The 23,037-nt window shown below is 60.4% G+C and carries 25 protein-coding genes, 1 tRNA gene and 1 pseudogene; 19 read left to right on the top strand and 8 right to left on the bottom strand.

Annotated features, from left to right (window positions below):
- The 6 genes from ACX3P0_RS03490 to recJ all read left to right on the top strand — a co-directional run bounded on the left by ACX3P0_RS03490 (position 1) and on the right by recJ (position 5,627).
- Entirely contained in the window at positions 1-393 is a 393-nt protein-coding gene (locus ACX3P0_RS03490) for a hypothetical protein (protein ID WP_459080954.1), read from the top strand.
- A gap of 47 nt (positions 394-440) precedes the next feature.
- Positions 441-1,658, top strand: coding sequence for an LL-diaminopimelate aminotransferase (locus tag ACX3P0_RS03485; RefSeq protein WP_459086577.1), 1,218 nt, complete (start codon positions 441-443; stop codon positions 1,656-1,658).
- A 52-nt stretch (positions 1,659-1,710) separates the two neighbouring features.
- Complete coding sequence (locus ACX3P0_RS03480) at positions 1,711-3,024, top strand: homoserine dehydrogenase (protein ID WP_459086576.1); 1,314 nt, start codon at positions 1,711-1,713, stop codon at positions 3,022-3,024.
- Positions 3,025-3,135: 111 nt separating this feature from the next.
- On the top strand, positions 3,136-3,303 hold the full coding sequence (locus ACX3P0_RS03475; RefSeq protein ID WP_459086574.1) for a Thivi_2564 family membrane protein: 168 nt from the start codon (positions 3,136-3,138) through the stop codon (positions 3,301-3,303).
- Between the two features lie 70 nt (positions 3,304-3,373).
- Positions 3,374-3,703 (top strand): hypothetical protein, encoded by a 330-nt coding sequence (locus tag ACX3P0_RS03470; protein ID WP_459080950.1) that lies wholly within the window; start codon positions 3,374-3,376, stop codon positions 3,701-3,703.
- 139 nt (positions 3,704-3,842) lie between these two features.
- Entirely contained in the window at positions 3,843-5,627 is a 1,785-nt protein-coding gene (recJ, locus tag ACX3P0_RS03465; protein ID WP_459086572.1) for a single-stranded-DNA-specific exonuclease RecJ, read from the top strand.
- Positions 5,628-5,651: 24 nt separating this feature from the next.
- Here recJ and ACX3P0_RS03460 read toward each other — a convergent pair whose 3' ends face one another.
- A complete protein-coding gene (locus tag ACX3P0_RS03460) occupies positions 5,652-6,308 on the bottom strand; it encodes a TerC family protein (protein WP_459078272.1) in 657 nt (218 codons plus the stop codon).
- A gap of 183 nt (positions 6,309-6,491) precedes the next feature.
- A complete protein-coding gene (locus tag ACX3P0_RS03455) occupies positions 6,492-6,899 on the bottom strand; it encodes a DUF930 domain-containing protein (protein WP_459086571.1) in 408 nt (135 codons plus the stop codon).
- A gap of 251 nt (positions 6,900-7,150) precedes the next feature.
- Here ACX3P0_RS03455 and ACX3P0_RS03450 point away from each other — a divergent pair, with 251 nt between their 5' ends.
- From ACX3P0_RS03450 to ACX3P0_RS03435, 4 genes are all read left to right on the top strand, one after another.
- Positions 7,151-7,522: a hypothetical protein gene (locus tag ACX3P0_RS03450; RefSeq protein ID WP_459086569.1), complete on the top strand. Its 372-nt coding sequence runs from the start codon at positions 7,151-7,153 to the stop codon at positions 7,520-7,522.
- Between the two features lie 66 nt (positions 7,523-7,588).
- Positions 7,589-8,938 (top strand): DUF4214 domain-containing protein, encoded by a 1,350-nt coding sequence (locus ACX3P0_RS03445; protein WP_459086568.1) that lies wholly within the window; start codon positions 7,589-7,591, stop codon positions 8,936-8,938.
- Between the two features lie 31 nt (positions 8,939-8,969).
- Positions 8,970-9,656, top strand: a complete 687-nt coding sequence (locus ACX3P0_RS03440) for a calcium-binding protein (protein ID WP_459086566.1) — start codon at positions 8,970-8,972, stop codon at positions 9,654-9,656.
- A gap of 398 nt (positions 9,657-10,054) precedes the next feature.
- Positions 10,055-10,144: transfer RNA gene (locus ACX3P0_RS03435), tRNA-Ser, on the top strand.
- 105 nt (positions 10,145-10,249) lie between these two features.
- Here ACX3P0_RS03435 and ACX3P0_RS03430 read toward each other — a convergent pair.
- The 4 genes and pseudogenes from ACX3P0_RS03430 to ACX3P0_RS03415 form a co-directional block, all read right to left on the bottom strand.
- The gene (locus tag ACX3P0_RS03430; RefSeq protein ID WP_459086565.1) at positions 10,250-10,405 is read right to left on the bottom strand and encodes a hypothetical protein; all 156 of its coding nucleotides are present in this window, start codon (positions 10,403-10,405) and stop codon (positions 10,250-10,252) included.
- A gap of 338 nt (positions 10,406-10,743) precedes the next feature.
- Positions 10,744-10,893 carry a hypothetical protein gene (locus ACX3P0_RS03425; protein WP_459086564.1) on the bottom strand — a complete coding sequence of 50 codons (150 nt, stop codon included), beginning with the start codon at positions 10,891-10,893 and terminating at the stop codon, positions 10,744-10,746.
- Positions 10,894-10,962: 69 nt separating this feature from the next.
- Positions 10,963-11,130: a hypothetical protein gene (locus tag ACX3P0_RS03420; RefSeq protein WP_459086874.1), complete on the bottom strand. Its 168-nt coding sequence runs from the start codon at positions 11,128-11,130 to the stop codon at positions 10,963-10,965.
- Between the two features lie 198 nt (positions 11,131-11,328).
- Positions 11,329-11,451, bottom strand: a pseudogene (locus ACX3P0_RS03415) (hypothetical protein); the annotation flags it as partial.
- 667 nt (positions 11,452-12,118) lie between these two features.
- Here ACX3P0_RS03415 and ACX3P0_RS03410 point away from each other — a divergent pair.
- From ACX3P0_RS03410 to mazG, 9 genes are all read left to right on the top strand, one after another.
- Positions 12,119-12,511 (top strand): GFA family protein, encoded by a 393-nt coding sequence (locus tag ACX3P0_RS03410; RefSeq protein ID WP_459086563.1) that lies wholly within the window; start codon positions 12,119-12,121, stop codon positions 12,509-12,511.
- 218 nt (positions 12,512-12,729) lie between these two features.
- Complete coding sequence (locus ACX3P0_RS03405; protein ID WP_459086561.1) at positions 12,730-13,941, top strand: septal ring lytic transglycosylase RlpA family protein; 1,212 nt, start codon at positions 12,730-12,732, stop codon at positions 13,939-13,941.
- Between the two features lie 96 nt (positions 13,942-14,037).
- Positions 14,038-15,159, top strand: coding sequence for a D-alanyl-D-alanine carboxypeptidase family protein (locus tag ACX3P0_RS03400; RefSeq protein WP_459086559.1), 1,122 nt, complete (start codon positions 14,038-14,040; stop codon positions 15,157-15,159).
- Positions 15,160-15,224: 65 nt separating this feature from the next.
- Positions 15,225-15,899 carry a dTMP kinase gene (gene tmk / locus ACX3P0_RS03395; protein WP_459086558.1) on the top strand — a complete coding sequence of 225 codons (675 nt, stop codon included), beginning with the start codon at positions 15,225-15,227 and terminating at the stop codon, positions 15,897-15,899.
- The gene (locus ACX3P0_RS03390) at positions 15,896-16,951 is read left to right on the top strand and encodes a DNA polymerase III subunit delta' (RefSeq protein WP_459078278.1); all 1,056 of its coding nucleotides are present in this window, start codon (positions 15,896-15,898) and stop codon (positions 16,949-16,951) included. Before tmk ends, ACX3P0_RS03390 begins: the two co-directional genes overlap by 4 nt.
- An 88-nt stretch (positions 16,952-17,039) precedes the next feature.
- Positions 17,040-18,590, top strand: a complete 1,551-nt coding sequence (gene metG / locus ACX3P0_RS03385; RefSeq protein ID WP_459086556.1) for a methionine--tRNA ligase — start codon at positions 17,040-17,042, stop codon at positions 18,588-18,590.
- A gap of 2 nt (positions 18,591-18,592) precedes the next feature.
- A complete protein-coding gene (locus ACX3P0_RS03380) occupies positions 18,593-19,393 on the top strand; it encodes a TatD family hydrolase (RefSeq protein WP_459086860.1) in 801 nt (266 codons plus the stop codon).
- Positions 19,390-20,208, top strand: coding sequence for an MBL fold metallo-hydrolase (locus ACX3P0_RS03375; RefSeq protein WP_459086554.1), 819 nt, complete (start codon positions 19,390-19,392; stop codon positions 20,206-20,208). The genes ACX3P0_RS03380 and ACX3P0_RS03375 overlap by 4 nt, the downstream gene beginning before the upstream one ends.
- A gap of 267 nt (positions 20,209-20,475) precedes the next feature.
- The gene (mazG, locus tag ACX3P0_RS03370) at positions 20,476-21,300 is read left to right on the top strand and encodes a nucleoside triphosphate pyrophosphohydrolase (RefSeq protein ID WP_459086552.1); all 825 of its coding nucleotides are present in this window, start codon (positions 20,476-20,478) and stop codon (positions 21,298-21,300) included.
- Positions 21,301-21,306: 6 nt separating this feature from the next.
- On the opposite strand, the gene hflX is transcribed toward mazG, so the two are convergent.
- Together hflX and hfq are read right to left on the bottom strand one after the other, a co-directional pair.
- A complete protein-coding gene (gene hflX, locus ACX3P0_RS03365; protein ID WP_459086551.1) occupies positions 21,307-22,698 on the bottom strand; it encodes a GTPase HflX in 1,392 nt (463 codons plus the stop codon).
- Positions 22,699-22,944, bottom strand: a complete 246-nt coding sequence (hfq, locus tag ACX3P0_RS03360) for an RNA chaperone Hfq (RefSeq protein ID WP_066989720.1) — start codon at positions 22,942-22,944, stop codon at positions 22,699-22,701. It lies immediately after the preceding gene.
- Between the last annotated feature and the right edge of the window lie 93 nt (positions 22,945-23,037).

Here is a 23,037-nt window from a genome sequence, read left to right as displayed (position 1 = left end):
ATGACAAATACTATCGCGCAATCCGGTTTTTCCGGCGCTTCGGGCGTTTGCATCGTTGCCATGATGGCAGCGCTGCTGGCGCTGGGCGGCTGCGGCACCAGTTCGCCCGTCGAAAGTGCCGCTCCAATTTCTCAGGGCGCACGCGACACGGGCACCTATCCCAATTTGAACATCAAGCCGGAGGTCGCGGCACAGCAATTCACCGATGCCGAAAAGACGGCCAAGCTCAGCCAGTTGCAGGCAGATCGGGCGAATGCGGCGGCCCTTCCCGGAACGACCACCGAAGCGTCAGATGCTGCGACACTCGACCATCTGGCCGCAACCCATGGGACCGATACGCTGAAGCAAATCGAAGGGAAGTGCGACCCCGCACTCGACCCGACATGCAAATAAGCTTATAGCGCGCACCGAAAAGCCGCTTGCGTTCGCCGGGATTTGCCATGGAAGAATTTCATAAGGTTCGCCGCCTGCCGCCCTACGTCTTCGAGCAGGTCAACCGGCTGAAGGCGAGCGCCCGCGCCAAAGGCGCCGATATCATCGATCTCGGCATGGGCAATCCGGACCTGCCGACTCCAAAGGCCATTGTCGACAAATTATGCGAGGTCGTGCGCGATCCGCGTACGCACCGCTATTCGTCGTCGCGGGGCATTCCGGGCCTGCGTCGTGCACAGGCTGGCTATTATGCCCGGCGCTTCGGCGTAAAACTCGACCCCGACACGCAAATCGTCGCGACACTGGGCTCCAAAGAGGGATTCGCCAACATGGCGCAGGCGATCACCGCGCCGGGCGACGTGATCTTGTGCCCGAACCCGACCTATCCGATCCATGCCTTCGGTTTCATCATGTCGGGCGGCGTCATCCGGTCGATGCAGGTCGAGCCGGACAACAATTTCATCCCGGCGCTCGAGCGCGGCATGCGCCATTCCATCCCAAAACCCTTGGCGCTCATCCTCAACTACCCTTCGAACCCGACGGCGCAGGTTGCCTCGCTTGATTTCTACAAGGACGTGGTGGCGTTCGCGAGGAAGAACGACCTCATCATCCTGTCCGATCTCGCCTATTCGGAGATCTATTTCGACGGCAATCCGCCGCCTTCCGTGCTGCAGGTGCCGGGCGCTGTCGATGTGGCGGTCGAATTCACCTCCATGTCGAAGACCTTTTCCATGCCGGGTTGGCGGATGGGTTTTGCGGTCGGCAACGAGCGCCTCATTTCCGCGCTTACTCGCGTCAAATCCTATCTGGACTATGGTGCGTTTACGCCGATTCAGGTTGCCGCATCGGCGGCACTCAATGGTGACGGTGCCGACATCGAGGAAGTACGCACCGTCTATCACAAGCGCCGTGACGTCATGGTCGATGCGTTCGGCCGCGCCGGCTGGACCATTCCGGCGCCTGTCGCTTCGATGTTTGCCTGGGCGCCGATACCCGAGGCGTTCCGTCATCTCGGCTCGCTGGAATTCTCGAAACTGCTGATCGAGCACGCCGATGTCGCGGTTGCACCCGGCATCGGCTTCGGCGAGCACGGCGACGACTTCGTGCGTCTGGCGCTGGTCGAAAACGAGCACCGCATCCGGCAGGCCGCACGAAGCATCAAGCGTTTCCTGTCGACCAGGGCAGGCGAGCCGGACAACGTCGTTTCGCTTTCGGCCCATCGCTGAATGTCGCATCGTAAAGCATAGCATCAATTGATTTCGAGGGGCGCCGCAGACCATGGCTGAAGCATTGCGTGTGGGAATTGCCGGTCTGGGCACTGTTGGCGCCTCCGTAGCGCGCGTGCTGCGCGACAAGGCGGCGGAACTGACGCGTCAATGCGGCCGCGATATTGTCATTTCGGCGGTATCGGCCCGCGACGCCAAGCGCGACCGGGGCGTGGACCTCAGCGCCGTCAAGTGGTTCGACGATCCGGTCGAATTGGCGGAAAAGGCCGATATCGACGTGTTTGTCGAACTGATCGGCGGGGAAGAGGGACCAGCGCGTGCGTGCGTCAAGGCAGCGCTGGAAGCTGGCCGGCATGTCGTTACCGCCAACAAGGCGCTGCTTGCCAAGCATGGTGTGGCGCTAGCCGAAATTGCGGAAAAGAAAGGCGTGCTGCTCAACTACGAAGCTGCCGTCGCCGGTGGAATTCCCGTCATCAAGACCATGCGCGAGGCAATGGCAGGCAACAGCGTCTCGCGTGTGTTCGGCATCCTCAATGGCACATGCAACTATATCCTGACGCGCATGGAGGCCGAAGGCCTGTCCTTCGAGGACTGCCTGAAAGACGCGCAGCGGCTCGGCTATGCCGAATCCGATCCGACCTTCGACATCGAGGGGAACGACACGGCGCACAAGCTGGCCATCCTGACCAGTCTTGCCTTCGGCACCAAGATTGCCGCCGACAGCATCTATCTCGAGGGCATATCCAATATCACCCAGGCCGATATCCGCGCGGCAGGCGAACTGGGCTATCGGATAAAGCTGCTCGGCGTCGCCCAGCGCACGGAAAGCGGTATCGAGCAGCGTGTCCATCCAACCATGGTGCCGACCGCATCCGTGATCGCGCAGGTCAACGGCGTCACCAACGCGGTCGCCATCGAGACCGACATTCTTGGCGAACTGCTGCTATCGGGGCCGGGAGCCGGCGGAAACGCCACCGCATCGGCCGTCATCGGCGACATCGCCGATATTGCCAAAAGCCGCCCGGGCTTCCAGCACGGGCCAGTGTTCGGCCGTCCGGCAAAGGAATTGACGCCGTATAAAAAGGCGCAGATGCGGGCCCACGCGGGCGGATATTTCATCCGGCTGACGGTGCACGATCGCATCGGCGTCTTCGCGGCAATCGCCAAGCGCATGGCCGACAGCGACATTTCGCTGGAATCCATCGTCCAGCACGCCACGGGTTTGCAGACGCCGCAGCAAAAGACCGTCATCCTCGTCACCCACGAAACGACGGAGTCTGCGGTGCGGAAGGCCGTTGACGGTGTCACCAGGGACGGTCACTTGACCTCGAAGCCGCAGGTCATCCGCATCGAGCGGGCCGGCTAGGCTCGTTGCAACGAACCGCCGGCCGCTGAGGCTTCGGCGAAACACGTTCGGAACTTTTTGACGGACCCAGCCGTTACCCGCCTTGATTGAAACACCATCAAGGAGGGACACATGGCTGCAAGTCTTCTGATCAGTATTCTCATTACGTTTCTTGTAATCGTTCTCGTACTCTATCTCGTCCAGAGACTGCCTCTCGACGGGCGCACGCGCCAGATCGTGCAGGTGGTCATCATCATCATCGGCATCATTTCGCTGCTGAAATACCTCTCTGTTTTCTAGGCCTTCGGACAGCGGATCGCGGGCATAGCAGCATTATGTCTGCCACAATCTCATACATAAGGAATTACCCATGGCTGATACTCCCAAGGCAGAAGACATCCAGGACGCGATGAAGAAGCAGATTGCCGATCTTCGCCGCGAGATGAACAAGATCAACAAGACGCTGGCAGCGCGTGCCGAAGACGTCGCGGAACAGGCCTCGGGCTGGTACGACAGCGCATCCGATGGCGCGTCGCGCGCCGCCAGCCAGTTGCGGGCCAAGGCCCAGACGGTTTCCGAGACGGTTCAGGAAAACCCCGGCACGGTCTCGACGGCTTTGGCGCTTGGCGGCGCTATCGGGTTTGTTCTCGGCATGCTTGTCGCGCAATCTTCGGGTTCCAGCAGCCGCCGCTGGTATTGAGCCCGGTTCGCTTTTCCTGCCAACGGCGCCCTTGTGGCGCCGTTGTTCTTTCCGGATGCGCAAAGGCGTCGAATACGGATACCGTCCCGTTGGCGTGTCGCCTATTGTGCAGCATGGCGATTCACAGACGACCTCACGCATGACCGGCGAAAAGCGTTTCTTTCTCGATGTCCGGCGCTCGGCAACCGGTGTTTCCTGGCAGCACCGACTGACCGAAAGGCAGGACATGGTGGCGCTGGCGATAGCGCAGGGGCAGGGCGTGCCCGATATCGTCGCGCGTGTGCTGGCCGGACGCGGCGTCAGCGCTGCCGATGCGGCACGCTTCCTTGATCCGACGATCCGCGAACTGCTGCCCGACCCTGCCTCCCTGACCGACATGGAAAAGGCAGCGGCTCGGATCGCCCAAGCCATCGTGCGGCGGGAAAAAGTGGCGATCTTCGGCGACTATGACGTCGATGGCGCTGCTTCGTCGGCGCTGCTGAAGCGGTTTCTCGCGCATTTCGACGTGCCGTCGGAAATCTACATCCCCGACCGCATTTTCGAAGGCTACGGCCCGAACCCGGAAGCGATGCGCGATCTTGTCTCGCGCGGCGCCACCCTGATCGTGACCGTCGATTGCGGCACCAACAGCGGCCCTTCCATCGACGCCGCCAACGCTGCCGGGGCTGATGTCGTCGTGCTCGACCACCATCAGGTCGGCGGACCGTTGCCGGCGGCGCGCGCCGTGGTCAATCCCAACCGCGAGGACGATCTTTCAGGGCAGGGGCATCTGTGCGCGGCCGGCGTCGTTTTTCTCGCTTTGGTGCAGACGGCTAAGGTCCTGCGCACCAGTCTTCCCGACGCGGCGCAGCCGGATATTCTGGGCCTGCTCGATCTGGTGTCGTTGGCAACCGTCTGCGACGTGGTGCCTCTCACCGGTGTCAATCGTGCCTTTGTCGTCAAGGGACAGCAGGTCATACGCCAGCAAAAGAACGCCGGATTGGTGGCCCTGGCGCGGGTCGCGCGCATCGGCGAGCCGATAGGCCCGTTTCACCTGGCCTTCCTGATCGGGCCTCGCATCAATGCCGGGGGACGTATTGGTGACGCAGCACTCGGCAGCCGGCTGCTTGCCACCGACGATCCGGTGGAGGCGCAAACCATTGCCGAAACACTCGACCGTCTCAACCAGGAGCGGCAGGCAATGGAACAGGAGATGCTGGCGCAAGCCCGCGCCGAGGCCGATGCCGAGCTTGCCGGCGGCAATGGACCGGCGGTTGTCGTCACCGCCAGCGACGCCTGGCATCCAGGCATTGTCGGCCTGCTCGCGTCGCGCCTGAAAGACCATGCCCGCCGCCCGGCCTTTGCTATCGCGTTCAACGGGAGCGGCACGGGAACGGGCTCGGGCCGTTCGGTCGCCGGCTTCGACCTCGGCCGTCTGGTGCGGGCAGCGGCGGATGCCGGGCTGATCGTCAAGGGTGGGGGCCACGCCATGGCTGCCGGCATTACGGTCGAACGAGAGAAACTCGGTGCGCTCAGGGCCTTTTTCGAAGAGCAGGCGGCGGCCGACGTGTTCCGTCTACAGGATGAGGAGGCGCTGCACATTGATGCCGCCCTTGCCGCGGAAGGCGCAACGCTTGCTCTGCTGGATGCGCTCGAAAGGGCGGGACCGTTCGGTGCCGGGCATGTTTCGCCGGTATTTGTCCTGCCTCGTCATAGGGTGGCCGATGCGCGGCTGGTCGGCACCAATCACATTCGTGTCGAACTGCAATCAGCCAGCGGCGGGCGGGTGCAGGCCATGGCCTTTCGCGCGGTGGATACGGCGCTTGGCGATTTCCTGCTCAACAATCGCGGCAAGACTGTCCACGTTGCCGGCTCGCTGTCCGGCAACTACTGGAACGGCAACAAGACGGTGCAATTCCGTATCGTCGACGCGGCGCTCGCCTGAGCGACGCCCGCACAGGTCAGCGGGTCAGCCGACCACGCCGTTAACGTGCGGCCATACTTCCACGACGCCCCGATACACCATGTCGAGCGCCACATAGAGGATGATCAGCAGGCCGATATAGGCGATCCAGCGATGGCGATGCAGAAGCTTGGCAATGAAACTCGCCGCAAGTCCCATCAGACCGATCGACAGGACCAGGCCAATAACCAGCACCGAGAGGTGGTCGCGGGCAGCACCGGCAACCGCCAGCACATTGTCCAGAGACATGGAGACATCGGCAATGACGATCTGCATTGCCGCCTGCATCAACGTCTTGCGCGGCTTGCCCGCGGCCGACCGACCGTTGCCCGTGCCGGAATTGGACAGAGCCTCCGTGGCTTCCTGCTCGTCGGCGTGCGAGGTGCGCAATTCGCGCCACATCTTCCAGCAAACCCACAAAAGCAGGATGCCGCCGGCAAGCAGCAACCCGACGACAGCCAACAGCTTGACGGTGACGGCAGCGAACCCGATCCGCAGCACAGTCGCCGCCAGCACGCCGATAAGGATGGCTTTCTTTCGCTGTTCGGCCGGCAAGCCCGCAGCGGCGAGGCCGATAACGATGGCATTGTCTCCAGCCAGCACGAGATCGATGGCAATGACTTGCAGCAATGCCGTAAAACCCGCCGCTGTGAAAATCTCCATCGCCCGATTGCCTTCCGTCAGTTCATTGATCCGTGAAGTGCCGCGGTAATGCCTGCACGACCACACGTTCAAGCGTTGGACGGACCATCAGCCGAGCAAGACGCCATGGGTTATTTGCACAAGTCGGCCAAGGATTGCCAGCAATTTTCAGGGAGAGCGGCGACGTAGGCCTTGGATCAGGATCTATGGATACAAATTATATTTCGACCAGTCGCTAAGCGGAATCTGATCCCCGATGCGATAGCGAAATTGTACGATTTTCATATGGTCGGGAGCCGTCTGGCATTTGAATTTCAGCCTGTACCACTGACCTTTACTGCGAAACGCCGCGCCCGGACTCTTGATCGAATTATCGCCCATCTCCGGCGTGGCGAAGGCATAGGCCACGACCCGATCCGCCGCATAGCCAGTCTTGTCGTGGGTGATTCGGTCGAGCACTTCCGCGTCGCAGCGCTGCTCAAGCCGCGTCTGTGGATCGAGCTTCAGCAAGCCGGCGCGCAGCCGCGTGTCCATCGCGTGGGCAGGCAGGCCCAAGGTCAGCAAAGCGAGGGTTGCAAGGCAAAATGTCCTCATGGCGCGGGAAATCATCATAGTATGCCGCGAAAATCAAGGCCAACCGACCGTTCGTGAACGGTTCGCTGCCTTCCGGCGAGAACCATGGCATGGCGAACGCCCGCTCGCTGACCAGCAAGCACGCCGCGCGATCGGCTCGAGCCGCGAGGTTCTTCCCGGCATTGGCGACTATGGACCGCCGATTACGCGGTTCGTCGCGGGCGGCCGCAACGGATATGGAGTGACGGCGAAGCGGCGCAAGGTTACACTCCATCTTTGTGGGGGGATTTATGAAGATCTTGTATTTGACCGCAGCCGTCCTGTTGGGCGCGTCTGCCACGGCATCTGCCCAGCAAATGCTCGACAGTTACACGGCGCGGCTAAGCGCTGCCGATCATTTCAATTCCAACGGCGCGCGCCTCGCCAGTGCCGCCGCAATCATCCGGCAGGACCGGGCGAATTTCTATGTCTACGGCTCCAACGACCCTGAAGACGAGTCGGATTCTTTCTTCAACGACAAAGCCAATAGGGCTCGCCTTGAAAGGATGCTGAACAGCGGGACTTTTGCCGCCTCTGCGAAGCGAGCGATCCTGAATGGAACGCCCCTGATCCACGTCGAGATATACCGACACTTCATCAACGTCTATGTCGAGCGCGACTGAGTTTTATCGCCTGCGCTTTGGGAGGGCTGGACGCTATACCGGCCTATGTCGTGCCGCAGTTCCCGCTTGCTGGTCGACGAATCTTTAAATAGAAATTTCCCGGCTGGGGATCGTATTTTTCTTTTCAATGGCGAGTATTCACCGGGTTTTTTCCCCACTATCTTCGGACAGACCACCGGCGGCGGCGATCTGCAAGGCTTGAACTATCCCGTGCCGGACAATGGCTCGGCGTCTGCTTGCATGCACAATACCATTGGAAAAAAAGGATCGCCAACGATGGCAACCAATGCCGAACTCATCGCCCAAATTTATATTGGTTTCTACGATCGTGCTCCAGACCCGGTTGGCCTGCAGTATTGGGTTGGCCGACTAGAGGCAGGCGTCTCCCTTGAGGATATCGGCAATTCTTTCGCGGCCTCGCCCGAAGCTTCCGATACCTATCCCTATTTCCAGTTTCCCGACCTGCTGACCCCCGATGATTTCCTGGCGCAGGTCTATCAGAACGTGTTCGGCCGCGCGATCGACACCGATGGCCTGGCCTATTATAGCGCCCGCATGGAGGCCGGCGAATCGGCTGGCAGTGTGGTCGCCTCGATCCTCGGCAACGCCGCCACCAACGAAGGCAGCTACGATCAGGCCTTTCTGCAGAACAAGGTCGATGCCGGCCTTCATTGGGCGCTTGAGGCAGCGGCAACGAATGCCGCCATCTATCAGGAAAACGGCCGCCTGACGGACCAGGCCAGTGATGCGGCGCATGGCGTCCTCGACGGCATCACCGCCGACCCGGCGACGGTTGAAGCGGCCAACGCGGAAACCGATGGCTACTTTGGCGGCGACGCTCCTGGTGCCATCTTCACGCTCACCAATAATACGGACGTTCAAACCAGCGGCGTTGACGTCATCCACGGTGCGGATGGTGCCGATACTATCCGTGCTATTCTTGCGAACTCCCTCGACAGCACGGACGTCATCGACGGTGGTTCTGGCAACGACGTGTTGAACATCAGCGCTGGCGGTCTTGTCCCCGGTGCGGCTCCCGTCATCTCGAATGTCGAGACCATCAACAATAACAGCACTGTGTTAACTCCTCTGGACCTCAGCAACGTCACGGGCGTAAAGCAGATAAATTCCTCTGCCGATGCTGTCTATTCCCATGCCTCGCTCGCCACCATTTTTGGGGCCACGGGCGCCGCCCAAGTCCTGATTGGCATCGATGCAAGCCTCGCAGGAACCAACGACACGCTTCATCTGGCTGTCGCCGACAATGTCAACACCGTAGCGTTCGCGACCGCGAGTGGGGACTTTACCCTTCCCAATTCGGCCGACATTGAGCACATCATCCTAGAAGCTAACGGGGATGCAGCGGCCCATACCTTCGCCGGATATCGTCACTCTTTTTCCGTTTACCGGTCTTGAAAGCTTGACCGTAACCGGTGCAGGGGATGTCATGATCATCACTTCTTCGACTGCGCTTGAGACGGTCGACGCTTCGGCAGCGACCGGGGACGTAGGCCTCTCCTTGATCACATCTCCCGATCTCGAAACGGCAACGACGGGCTCGGGAAACGATACCGTCGCGTTTGACGCCGAAGATGCCGTGATCAACACGGGTGCTGGCGATGATCAGGTATTCCTTGGCGCGGCTTCCGACGGTGCGGTCGTAAACACCGGTGCTGGCTCCGACTATATTGACGCGAGCATAACCGGTGCCGGTAACGAACTCACGATCAATGCCGGTGCTGGCGGCGACGGGATCGATCTGGGTAATGGCGATGAGAATGTCATTTACACCGCACAGGCTGACTCGACCTATGTGAACTTCGACACGATTAATACGTTTGGCACAGCGGGTACGGACACGATTGACCTGTCGGCGTTCGATCTCACCGGCGAGACGGGCACCGTCGCTGCTGGCAACACCACCCAGACGACAATCGCTGGCCTTGCGGGCGGCGCTACGGACTTCTTCGACGTCGGCGGCGTCACCCTGGCGGTCGCGACGTTCACGGAGGCCGGCAACACCTACGTACTTGCCGACCTTGATAATGACGGCAACTTCAACGCCGCCAATGATCTTGTTGTTCATATCGTCGGTGGTGTCCCCATTACTGCTGCGGACATCGTCTTCGCCTAATCACTCTCTCACCTGAGAGTGATCCAACAATCGACCCTGCTGGCCTCACCTGGCGGGGTTTTTCTTTGATGGCTTGTGTGGGTTACCGTGAATTGGGCTGGGCACTGATCGGGACCACGCTTGATCTCCATAGCCACGCAATGCCGGGGGATACAGACAGATGCAGCCGAACAGGTTGACGCTGCGATCCAGCGCGCGGTAAAGGCGAAGACGTAAAAGGTCATCGGTAGCAAAATGGGAGCAGCAGACCACTAGAGCGCCGTGCGTCCAATTGGACGCACAAAGGAGGCTCCAGCAGCTTGATCGAGCATCGGAATAATCCGAAAACCGATTCCACTTTTCGATCCGATGCTCTAAGCGGTTGCAGCAGGATCAGAAAAACCGACGAGATCGATACTGGAGGGATGGCCGAGCGGTTTAAGGCACCGGTCTTGAAAACCGGCGTGGGTGCAAGCTCACCGTGGGTTCGAATCCCACTCCCTCCGCCAAATACCTAACGATATCATTGAATAATAAGAGATATTTGTCGAAGAAATAGGTGCGCGTCCCGTTTCATCCCACATTCACGATGGGTGTTAACAATCGTGTTGGGTTTACGTGTCGTCTGGCGCATCGATGTTCAGCGTGTCGTTGCCGCTGCCAAACGTGGCCGAAGCCAGCCCGTCCAGTATGCCCAAGTCAATCGTCAAGCCCCCTGTCGAGCCGGAAGCGTCAAAGGTGTCGAGATCGTGGAAATTGCTGAGGGTCACCGTGGTATCCGAAGACAGCGATACGTGCAAAGCCTCGACATCCGTAGCAGTAGCAGTCAGCGTGAGAATGCTGGGCGGAACCGGGGGGGGGGCAGGAGGCGTATCGCCAGGGCCGGTGAAGTCACCACCGAAATCAAGATCAACACCGGGAATGGCCGGGCTGCCTGCCGTGGCAGCAACGGAACCTGATACCGAAACGGAAGTCAGGTCTCCAGCCGCTGCCAGAGTTGCTGGACACCAGCGAAAATCGAGGAATCGAGGGGCGCTGCCAAGCTGGCGCCGCTGGTCAGATTGAAATTGATGATCTCAATGCTCGAAATGCCTGCACCCGCCGGGAGCTAACTGGCGCCAGCGACGATTAGATTGAGCGTATCGATGCCACCAGCACCATCGACCGCGTCACCGACGTTGAACGTACCGCCATCGGTCCCGCCAGCGTTGTCGAGAACGCCAATAAACGTGTCACTACCCTGGGTGCCAACAAACATTCTCACCCACAGCCTCAGTGAGCGTGAAGGCATGGCTTACGCCACCTCCGCCATCTCGCCACCTCCACCTCATCGGCCGTCACCGCCAAAGTAAGCGTCCGACTCCGCATTGGCCGCGCCGATCGTCACCGGGTCAGTGGTGATGCCGTCGATGACGCCATGAGCCGATGCGTCCGCCAGATCCGTCAAGCGGCCGTTTCCCTGATAGATACCGATATCCGTCGCCGCCGCTTCCATCGACCAATGAAGACCGGCGTCGACCTTGTTTTGCAGATAGGCCAGGCCATCGGCGTCGATCGCGCGGCCGAAAACCTTCTGGTAGACCTGCGCCAGAAAATCATCAGGCCCCAACAGGCCGGAAGAGCCGAAATAGGGGTAGGTATCGGAAGCTTCGGGCGAAGCAGCGAAGGAATCGCCGATGTCCTGGATGGAGACGCCCGCCTCGAGACGGCCAATCCAATACTGCAGCCCAACCGGGTCTGGAGCACGATCATAGAAACCTATATCTGGGCGATGAGTTCGGCATTGGTTGCCATCGTGGGCGACCCTTTTGTCCAATGGTTATTGTGCGTGCAAGCAGACGCCGAGCCGTTGTCCGGCGCGGGACAGTTCAAGCCCTTGCAGATCGCCGTTGCCGGTGGTCTGCCCGAAGAGCCTGGGGTAAAGACCCCGCAGGATTACTCGCCATTGAAAAGAAGAATGCGCCCCCCGGCCGAGAATTTCTACTGAAAGATTAACCAGCCAGCAAGTAGGGAATGAAGCACGAAAAATTGATAGGATAAGAACTCCATTACTGGAGGATCGTCTAAAATGCTTGATTTATTGTGATTTAGATTCAAGAATAAATTCTAAAATCAATAATCCAACATTCTAAAAATAAAACATCATCAATGAGTTTAGATTCTTGGAGTGAGCTAGAAGGAGTTCTTCAAATAGTTACTCACATCCTGCATTCCAGCCCGCATAAAATTCTGCCAGGACAGGACGGGTGGCCGTTAAGCTGGATGTCCATTATTCGGCCCCCGCCATTCGTCTCCCCGAAAATCCCGATTTACTCTCTTCACCAAATCGACTTTGGCTATTCCGTATCCGGCACGCCACCTGACGCGACCAGCGTAATCGGCGACTCCCCAATCTCCGGGTTGGTCCCACACAACGAGGTGTCAAAAGTGCCAGTCGGCCCTATCATCGCGCACGACAGGAATTTGCAAGGAGGATATGCAGCATGGACCGGATCACGGGCGGTTGTCTGTGCGGTGACGTTCGAATTGTGGCGTCGGGGCGTCCGTATCGGGTCGGCCTCTGTCACTGTCTCGACTGCCGCAAGCACCACGGCGCGCTTTTCCACGCTTCCGCGATATTCCCTCAGGACGCGGTGACAATCGAGGGTGAAACACGCGACTATGCCGGGCGGTTTTTCTGTCCTCGTTGCGGCTCGTCCGTTTACGCACGCACGGACGATGAAATCGAGGTGAGCCTGGGATCTCTGGACGCCCCTGACCAGTTCGCGCCGACATACGAACTGTGGACCATCCGCCGCGAAACATGGCTGCCGCCGTTTCCGCTTGCGCGGCGTTATGAGCGCGATCGCGAAGCCTCTGGTCGTATTGTGCAATAGGTGGGACCATCGGCGAACGCCTCCGGTTTACCGGCGCTCGCCACGCCAAGCGCCTGCCACAATCTTGCCCGCTTCCGGACATAGTCGGTTAAGGGCGTCATAAGAACTTCCTGTATAGAAGGAATGGGGCGCACGCTGCTCAAACATCCTGCGGGAATGTCTGAGTTGCGGTTTTTGGCGTCGACAGGCATTTACGACGGGCAGGGGACAATCAGAACATGCAGACATCGGCGCGCCTGCATCTCCGCCGCGTTTCCGTTTTTGCGTTGCTTGCCGGGTCGGCGGCTTTGCTGGTCGCCTGCGCCAGCCAGCAACCGCAAGTGGCGGTCAACAAAAAGACGCACTCGAAAGAATATTTCGCCGAGTCCGAATATGGCGTCAAAGCCAGCCCGCGCGTGACCTTGAGCAAGACCGATGTGAGACGCGGCGGTGGCCGCGATCAGACTGGCAAGCCCTATCAGGTACGCGGCAAATGGTACTATCCCAAGGAAGATAAAGGCTACACCAAGATCGGCGCGGCCTCCTGGTATGGCGATGCGTTCCACGGCCGGCTGACCGCCAATGGCGAAGTCTACGACATGACCCATTTGACGGCTGCGCATCCGACAATGCCCTTGCCCAGCTACGCGCGGGTAACCAATTTGAAGAACGGAAGCTCCGTCATCGTACGCGTCAACGATCGCGGCCCTTATGCACACGGGCGGATCATCGACCTGTCGGAACGAGCCGCAGACATGCTCGATTATGCGCATTCCGGTACGACCAAAGTTAAGGTCGAATATGTCGGCCGCGCACCGCTCGACGGCCATGACGATCAGTATCTGATGGCGTCGTACCATCCCGGAAGCAGGGCTCCCGATCCGTCCGACGGTCTGCCGACCGGCGTGATGATTGCCATGAACGGCTCGACGCCGAGTGGCGCGGCAAATGCACCGGCAGCGCCATTTCCGGGCCAGTTGACGAATTCGCAGCCGGCTTTTTCGGACGGGCCGGTCATGGCCGCACAGGCATTCGGCTTCGCGCCGCTGCCCGACTTCGGTCCGATCGTGCCGCAGCGGCCCGCACTGGTGCCCACGGTACCGTTCGCCGTGGCCTCATTGTCCTATGCCGAGGAGAGCAAGCCGCAGGCGGCAAGCGCGTTCGCCGCCCTGGACCAGGGTGGGCAACCCGATTGGAGAAAAGCGACGCTCGCCGACAGCGCCAGATCTGGCGACTATGTGGCGGCAGGCTCCTATGACGACGCGCTTGAAGCCGCGAACATCGCCTCGCAGCTTGCCGGCTTCGGCAAGACCGAAGTGCAGCGGCTGCAGCACGACGGCAAAATCTGGTATTCGGTGAACCTCTATGCCGACGGTCACGGCACCGTTGATGACTTGCTGCAGGCGGCATGGTCGCATGGTGCGCCCGACGCTCTTGCCGTGCGCGATTGACCTTTGGGCTTCGGCGGCTTCAAGCATTGGAATAACCGGAAAGCCGATTCCGCCTTTCGGTCCAAGGCTCTAGCCCCTGTTGCCCTTCTTTGCCTCTTGCTGTCTTGCCTGTCAGCCGGGCCGGCCTCGGCCCAGCTCTTCGAGACGAAGGCCGCCCAGGCTTTCATGATCGACGCCGAAACCGGCACCGTGCTTTTCTCCAAGGACGCCGACAAGATCATCCAGCCGGCGTCGCTCGCCAAACTGATGACGATGGAGGTGACATTCGACGCTATCAAGGCAGGCCGGCTGAAGCTCGACGATACCTTCGTCGTCAGCGAAAATGCGTGGCGAACGGGCGGCGCCCCTTCGGGCACGTCCACCATGTTTGCGAAGATCAAGTCTACCATCCGGCTGGAGGATTTGATCCAGGGCGTAGCGGTGCAGGCAGCCAATGACGGCTGCATCGTCATCGCCGAGGGGATCGCTGGTTCCGAAGACAATTTCGCGCGTCAGATGACAGAGCGCGCGCGCAAAATCGGGTTGCAGAACTCAGTCTTTGCCAATTCGACCGGACTGCCGGCGGACGCACAGCAGACGACCGTGAGGGATCTCACCCTTCTCGCGCTGCATATCTGGCGCGAATACCCCGATCTCTACCGATATTTCGGGCAGAAGGATTTTACCTGGAACAAGATTTTCCAGAGGAACCGCAATCCGCTTCTGGCCATGGACATCGGCGCGGACGGCTTGGCCGTCGGCGCCAGCGAGCAATCCGGATTCGGTATCGTCGGCTCCGCCAGTCAACGCGGCAAGCGGGTGATCGCCGCGATGAGCGGGCTTGCCAACGACAAGGAACGTGCGGAGGAAGCCCGCAAGCTGCTGGAATGGGGGCTGCGTTCGTTCGAGAAGACCGAGATATTCGCCAAGGATGAAGTGGTAGGGGAAGCCGAAGTGTTCGGCGGGACTCGATCCACTGTGCCCTTGAAAGCGAAGGGGCCGATCGATATCTTTTTGCCGATCACCAATCGCGACAAGATGACGGCGCGCATCGTCTATAATGGTCCCTTGACCGCGCCGGTCGAGCAGGGGCAGCCCGTCGGGTCGCTGCGCGTATGGATCGGCGATACGCTAAGCCAGGAAACGCCGCTTTTCGCAGGCGAAACCGTCAATGTCGGATCGCTGCCAAGCCGCGCTCTCGATGCCGCGAAAGAACTGGCAATCGGCTGGCTTCGATAGAAACAACCGCCGTGGACCTTTCGGGCGACGCGGACTATGACGGTCTCCGCAATAGGGTTGTTCGCTTGGCAAAAGGCGTTTTCATCACATTCGAGGGCGGGGAAGGGGCCGGCAAATCGACTCAGATCGATCTGCTGGCGAAGAAGCTTCGCGCCAAGAAATATGATGTCGTCGTAACCCGTGAGCCGGGCGGCTCGCCGGGTGCCGAGGCAGTTCGCCATGTAATCTTGTCCGGCGCCGCCGAACCGCTCGGACCTGAGATGGAGGCGTTGCTTTTTGCGGCGGCGCGCTCCGACCATGTCGAGCAACTCATACGGCCGGCGCTCGCACGCGGTGCAATCGTGCTGTGCGACCGTTTCATGGATTCATCACGCGTCTATCAAGGGGTAACCGGCGGTCTGGATGCCGGCTTCATGGACGCCCTGGAGCGCGTGGCGGTACATGGAACCGTGCCCGATCTGACGCTTATTCTCGACATCGACCCGGCGGAAGGGCTGGCGCGAGCGACCGCCAGGCGAGGCGAGGAAGCCGTCGCCGACCGCTTCGAAAAAGAGACGCTCTCGATCCATCAGCGGCGGCGCGAGGCATTTTTGGCCATCGCCGAAGCCGAGCCGGAGCGCTGCGTCGTCATCGATGCGGCGGCAGCCCCCGAGATCGTGGACAATGAGGTCACGGCAGCAGCTTTCGCCGCACTTGAACGGCACCTGCTTGCGCAGCCGCAAGGACAGGCGCTGGCATGAGTTTCGAGCGGATAGCCCCGGAGCAGCACGATACGCTGGACGGTGTGCCGGAACCGTCCGAGACGGCCCTGCTGGTCGGGCATGCACAAGCGGCTGCCATGCTGACTGCGGCGTACAGGGCCGGCAAACTGCCGCATGCCCTGCTCATCGCCGGACCGGTCGGCATCGGCAAGGCGACGTTCGCCTTTCATCTGGCGCATCATCTGCTGAAATACCCTAACGCCGAAGCAGCGCCCGAGACACTGGCCGTTCCCGATCCGTCGTCTTCCCTGTTCCGGCAGATCGCCACCGGTTCGCATTCGGCGGTTCTGCACCTGACCCGGCCGATGAACGAAAAAAGCAAGTCCTTCAAGACGGTCGTAACGGTCGACGAAATCCGCAAGGTCAATCGCTTTTTGTCGATGACTTCGCATGACGGCGGCTACCGGGTGGTAATCATCGATCCCGCCGATGACATGAACACCAATGCGGCCAATGCGTTACTGAAGAATCTTGAAGAGCCGCCGGTGCGCACGCTTTTCATTCTGGTGGTGCATGCACCCGGAAGCCTGCTTCCAACCATCCGGTCCCGCTGCCAACTTGTGCGGCTGGCCCCGCTTGCCCCCGATGAACTGATGCAGGTGCTGGATGCCACAGGCCAACCGCTGCCGGCCGATCTTGCCGCACAGGAGGCGCTGGCCAGGCGGGCAGGGGGCAGCGTGCGAACGGCGATTCTATTGGCGCAATATGGCGGGATCGAAATCGCCGAAGCGCTGGACGGTCTGCTCGCGGCTCGGAAGCTCGACATGACCGGCGCCTATCGCATTGCCGAAGGCGTGTCGGGCCGCGACGGCGCAATCGCCTTCGACATCTTCAACCGCCGGGCCCTCGACCTGTTGTCGGACGCGGCGAGAACGGCGGCGCAAGCAGGGTCCATCGGCCGCGCCAAAGCGCTGGCGGATACTTGGCAGGAAGCGTTGAACGCGATATCCGAGACCGAGACGTATAATCTCGACAAGAAGCAGCACGCATTGATGATGATTGACCGCCTGAACACCGCGATGCGAATGTGATCGCAACTGCCTCTCGGGTAGCGCCGGCAATTCCGATACGCTATCCCACCGCGACCTTCTTTCATCCGGCATTCAAAACGGTTCGATCATGTCACGCGAAAAATATTATATCACCACGGCGATTTCCTATCCCAACGGCAAGCCGCATATCGGTCATGCCTATGAATTGATCGCAACTGATGCCCTTGCCCGCTTCCAGCGGCTGGAGGGTAAGGACGTTTTCTTCCTGACCGGAACCGACGAGCACGGCATCAAGATGCTGCAAACGGCCAAGAAGGAAGGCATTTCCCCACGCGAACTGGCCGACCGCAACACCGCCGAGTTCCAGCAGATGGCAAAGGTGCTTGGTGCGTCGAACGACGATTTCATCCGCACGACGGAAGAGCGCCACTACCGCGCCTCCCAGGCCATCTGGAAGGCCATGGCTGCGAACGGCGACATCTACAAGGGCGGCTACGCCGGCTGGTATTCGGTGCGCGACGAAGCCTATTACGGCGAGGACGAAACCGAGGTTCGCGCCGACAAGGTCCGCTATGGCCCGCAGGGAACGCCGGTCGAGTGGGTCGAAGAGGAAAGCTACTTCTTCCGCCTTTCCGCCTATCAGGACCGGCTTCTGGCGCTCTACGAGGATCAACCCGGCTTCATCGGGCCATCGGAGCGGCGCAACGAGGTCATGAGCTTCGTCAAATCCGGATTGAAGGATCTTTCGATCTCACGCACCACCTTTGACTGGGGTGTGCCGGTTCCAGGCGATGAAAAGCACGTCATGTATGTCTGGGTGGATGCTCTGACGAACTACATCACCGCAATCGGTTATCCCGATGAAAATGATGAGAAATGGGGCTTTTGGCCAGCCGATGCGCATATCATCGGCAAGGACATCGTGCGGTTCCACGCAGTCTACTGGCCAGCCTTCCTGATGTCGGCCGGCATCGAATTGCCGAAGCGCGTTTTCGGCCACGGCTTCCTGTTCAACCGCGGCGAGAAGATGTCGAAGTCGCTCGGCAACGTCATCGATCCTTTCACGATGGTCGAGCACTACGGCCTCGACCAGGTACGCTATTTCTTCCTGCGCGAGGTGCCGTTCGGGCAGGATGGCAGCTATAGCCATGAGGCCATCGTCAACCGCACAAATGCCGATCTTGCCAACGATCTCGGCAACCTCGCACAGCGGTCGCTGTCGATGATCGCCAAGAACTGCGGTGCCGTCGTTCCAAAACGCGGCGAACTGGCGGAGGCCGACAAGGCCATTCTCGATCAGGCGACCGCCGCGCTCGCCACCGCGCGCAAGGCAATGGCGGAGCAGGGGATCCATCTGGCGCTGGCCGCGATCTTTGCCGTCGTTGCCGAGGCTAATCGCTATTTCGCGGCGCAGGAGCCATGGGCGTTGAAGAAGACCGATCCGGCTCGCATGGAAACGGTGCTCTGGACAACGGCCGAGACGATCCGGCGTGTGGCCATCCTGTGCCAGCCATTCATTCCGGCATCGGCTGCAAAGCTGCTCGACCTGCTTGCCGTACCTGCCGAGTGCCGCAATATGGCGGACGTCGGGGAGGTTCGCGCGCTGGCCTCGGGCGTGCCGCTGCCGGCACCGACGCCGGTGTTTCCGCGCTATGTTGAACCCGCCGCAGAAGCTTGATGATGCTGGTCGACAGCCATTGCCATCTGGATTTCCCGGACTTCGCCGACGAGCGCGAGGCCATCGTCGCACGCGCGCTCGCGGCCGGGATTGGACGCATGGTGACGATCTCGACGTGGGTCAAGAAATTTCCGCAGCTCCTTGAAATTGCAGAGCAATTCAATGAGGTTTACTGCTCCGTCGGCACGCACCCGCATAATGCGGACGAGGAACTGGACGTAACCGCCGACGAATTGGTGCGGCTGGCAGAGCACCTGAAAGTCGTGGCGATCGGCGAGGCCGGCCTCGATTTTCACTACGACAAGGCACCGCGCGAGGCGCAGGCGCAGGGCTTGCGCACCCATATCGCCGCCGCTCGCATGACCGGTTTGCCATTGGTGATCCATGCCCGTGCCGCCGATGACGACATGGCCGCCATCCTCGAGGAAGAAACAGGGAAGGGCGCGTTCCCCTTCATTCTGCACTGCTTTTCGTCGGGCCGCCGGCTGGCCGAGGTGGGCGTTTCGCTCGGCGGCTACGTCTCTTTTTCCGGCATTTTGACCTTCAAGAATTCGGCCGAACTGCGCGCCATCGCGGCAGACGTGCCGCGTGACAGGCTGCTAGTGGAAACCGACGCGCCTTATCTGGCCCCGGTCCCGTTCCGCGGCAAGCGCAACGAACCTTCCTTCGTCGCGCAGACGGCCACGGTACTGGCGCAAACGATTGGTGTCAGCGACCTCGAAATCGCTGAAATCACCACCGATAATTTCTTTCGGCTGTTCACCAAAATGCCGCGTCCCGACGCCCGGAACTCCGCTCCGTGAGCGACCTCCTGCGCCTCACCATCCTCGGTTGCGGCTCATCTCCGGGCGTGCCGCGCATCACCGGCGATTGGGGCGCTTGCGATCCAGCTAACCCGAAGAACCGGCGCATGCGGGCGGCAGCCCTTGTCGAGCGCATTTCCCCGACAGGCGGCAAGACGGTCGTTGTTATCGATACCGGCCCCGATTTCCGCCCGCAAATGCTGATGGCGGCGGCCGAGCGCATCGATGCCGTCGTCTATACGCATCCGCATGCCGACCACATTCACGGCATCGACGATTTGCGCGGCTACGTTCTGCAGCAGCGCCACCGCATCGACATCCATGCCGACGATTCCACCATGGAACGGTTGTATGCCGCGTTCGGCTATTGTTTCGAGACGCCTCCCGGCAGTTCATACCCGCCGATACTCAAGCCGCACCGTATAGATCACGCCAAACCGGTACGCATCGAAGGCGAGGGCGGCACCCTCACCCTTGAACCGCTACCGCAGGTTCACGGCGACATAATCTCCTTGGGTTTCCGTATTGGCTCACTAGCTTATTGCCCCGACGTCAGCGATTTCCCCGATGCAACGGTCGAACGCCTGCATGAACTGGACGTTCTGATAATCGATGCGCTGCAACTTCAGCCGCATCCCAGCCATCTGTCGCTTGATGAGGCTCTTGACTGGATCGACAGGCTGAAACCGAAAAAGGCGGTGCTTACACACATGCACGTACCGCTCGATTATTCGGCTGTCGCGGCGGACACGCCGAGCCACGTCGAGCCGGCTTATGATGGCATGACTATCGAGCTTCCATACCGCGACGCTTGACGGCTTATCGACAGGGTTGCCTGATAGATCGAACGCCAGCGCTTCAGGCGACTATTGAAGTTATCGAGGAACGCCGACCAAATTCGGCGATCAGGGCCCAAAAGCCGGGCTACTTCTGCATTCATCAAACATCGTTCAGTTCCATAATCTATCTTATGCGACTTTCGTATGGACAGAGTAAGATGTCTCTTTCAGGCTTGTGGACAAGCTGAGTGCTCGCGCTGACGGCATTGGCGCTGGCCCACTTGGCGCAGTAGCATCCCGGCCATGAAACCCTCCACTGAGATTTCCCGTCTGATCGAGATCATGGCGGCGTTGCGCGCGCCGGACACCGGCTGTCCGTGGGACGTCGAGCAGAATTTTTCGACCATCGCGCCCTATACGATCGAGGAAGCCTACGAAGTCGCCGATGCGATTGCGCGTGGCGACCTTGACGACCTGCGCGACGAGTTGGGCGATCTGCTGTTGCAGGTGGTTTATCACGCGCGCATGGCTGAGGAAGCCGGCGAGTTCGCGTTCCCGGATGTCGTTCAGGCCATCACCACCAAGATGATCCGACGCCATCCGCATGTCTTTGGCGACGAGAAAGCGCGCAGCGCCGGCATGGCGAAAGGCATGTGGGAGAGGATCAAGGCAGAAGAAAAGGCCGAAAAGCGCGCCCTACGCCTGGCGCGCGGCCTTGACCCGGAAGACAATGGCAAGGGTTTTTTGGACAGCGTGCCGGTAGCCCTGCCCGCACTGACCCGCGCCCTGAAGCTGCAGGAAAAGGCAGCGCGCGTCGGCTTCGACTGGAGCGAAGCGGAACCGATTCTCGACAAGATCGAGGAAGAAATCGGCGAGTTACGCGAAGCCCTGGCCAAAGGCGACCAGGCATCGATCAAGGACGAGTTCGGCGACACGCTCTTTGCGCTCGTCAATCTCGGGCGGCACCTGAAGCTCGATTCAGAAGCGGCGCTCAGTGGCACCAACGACAAATTTCTCGCGCGTTTCCATTATGTAGAGGAGGCGCTCGAAGCATCGGGAAGGTCGCTCGAAAACGCTTCGCTGGAAGAAATGGAAGAGCTGTGGCAACAGGCAAAGCGCTTTAAATAAAAGACCTTACCCTTTGTTTTTACGATGTAATCTGGCTGTAATTTCTTCCCGGGCGCTTTGCGTCGCATTGAGCGCGATCGTGACGCTGCCATCCTCGTTGTCGGTTCGGGAAACAATTTCGCCGTTGCGATAGAGCCAGTCGACAAGCCCCAGTTCGGCCGGCGCCAGCGTCACCGTTACCGGTTGCAGTTCGCCCGAAACCTTTTCCTCGATGGCAGCCTTGAGCGCTTCCAGCCCCTCGCCGGTTACCGCCGATATGGCGATTGGCGGTGAAGGCGCGGCAAGTTCGCCCCCGGCCAGCAGCCGCTCCCGATTGCCGTCGTCGAGCCGGTCGATCTTGTTCCAGACCTCGATTACACGTTTCGGATCGGCGGGATCGACGCCGAGATCGGTCAGGATATGCTCCACATCTTCGGCTTGGGCCGCGGTATCCGGGTCGGAAATATCACGCAGGTGCAAGATGATGTCGGCTTCCACGACCTCTTCCAGCGTGGCGCGGAACGCGGCGATGAGATGCGTTGGCAGATCGGATATGAAGCCCACCGTGTCGGACAGGATCACCGGCGTGCCGTGCGGTAATCGCAGCCGGCGCAATGTGGGGTCCAGCGTCGCAAAAAGCATATCCTCGGCCAGCACTTCCGCCCCGGTTAGGCGGTTGAAAAGCGTCGACTTGCCGGCATTGGTATAGCCGACGATGGCCACGACCGGGAAAGGCACCTTCCTGCGCTTTGCCCGGTGCAGGTCGCGCGTGCGCCGCACCGTCTCCAGTTCGTGCTTCAGCTTGACGATCTTGTCCTGGAGGGCGCGCCGGTCCGCCTCGATCTGGGTTTCGCCCGGACCGCCCAGAAAACCTGCGCCGCCGCGCTGCCGCTCAAGGTGGGTCCAGCTTCGCACCAACCGGCCCTTCTGGTAGTTGAGATGGGCAAGCTCGACCTGCAGCGTCCCTTCCTTGGTGCGGGCGCGCGCGCCGAAGATTTCAAGAATCAGCCCGGTGCGATCCAGCACCTTGGCGTCGAGTTCCTTTTCGAGATTGCGCTGCTGCACCGGCGTCAGCGGATGGTCGACAATGACCAGTTCCGCCTGCGTCTCTTTCACGATCTCGGCAAATTCCTTGACCTTGCCGCTGCCGAGCAAGGTGGCCGGGCGCGGATCGTTGACGGTAACGATGGCCGTATGGACCGGATCGAGGTCGATTGCGCGGGCAAGCCCGACCGCCTCGTCGTGGCGGGCTTCGGACGAGCGGATCAACCGGGGACGGTTGGTGTCCTCGTCGCGGTGCTGGTGGCGCGTCAGCGCGGGCACGATGACGACAGCACGGGTCGGTCCCGTGGCGCGCTCGCCCGCTGCGTTGTCAACTTTTTCGCGGACCTGACGGTCCCCGTCCTTTTTGCGGGCCAATCAGGCGCCCTGGCCTTCTTCACCATCGAACATCTGAACCGGCTGGCTCGGCATGATGGTGGAAATGGCGTGCTTGTAGACAAGCTGGGAGTGGCCGTCGCGGCGCAGCAATACGCAGAAATTATCGAACGAGGTCACAACGCCCGTCAATTTCACGCCATTGATGAGAAATATCGTGAGGGGGTTTTTGCTCTTGCGAACTGAGTTCAGGAACAGGTCCTGAAGATTTTGCGATCGTTCCGCCATTTTTCTTATCTTTCGCCCGATCCCCGTAGTTTGCAGGGCGGTGCGCCAATTTATTCGGCGTCCTGGATCCTGCAAACTCCTCCGCTCTCAAAA

Source organism: Mesorhizobium sp. A556, assembly GCF_054489545.1.
Note: the sequence above shows the minus strand (reverse complement) of the source record. Positions and strands in the feature narration are given on the sequence as shown.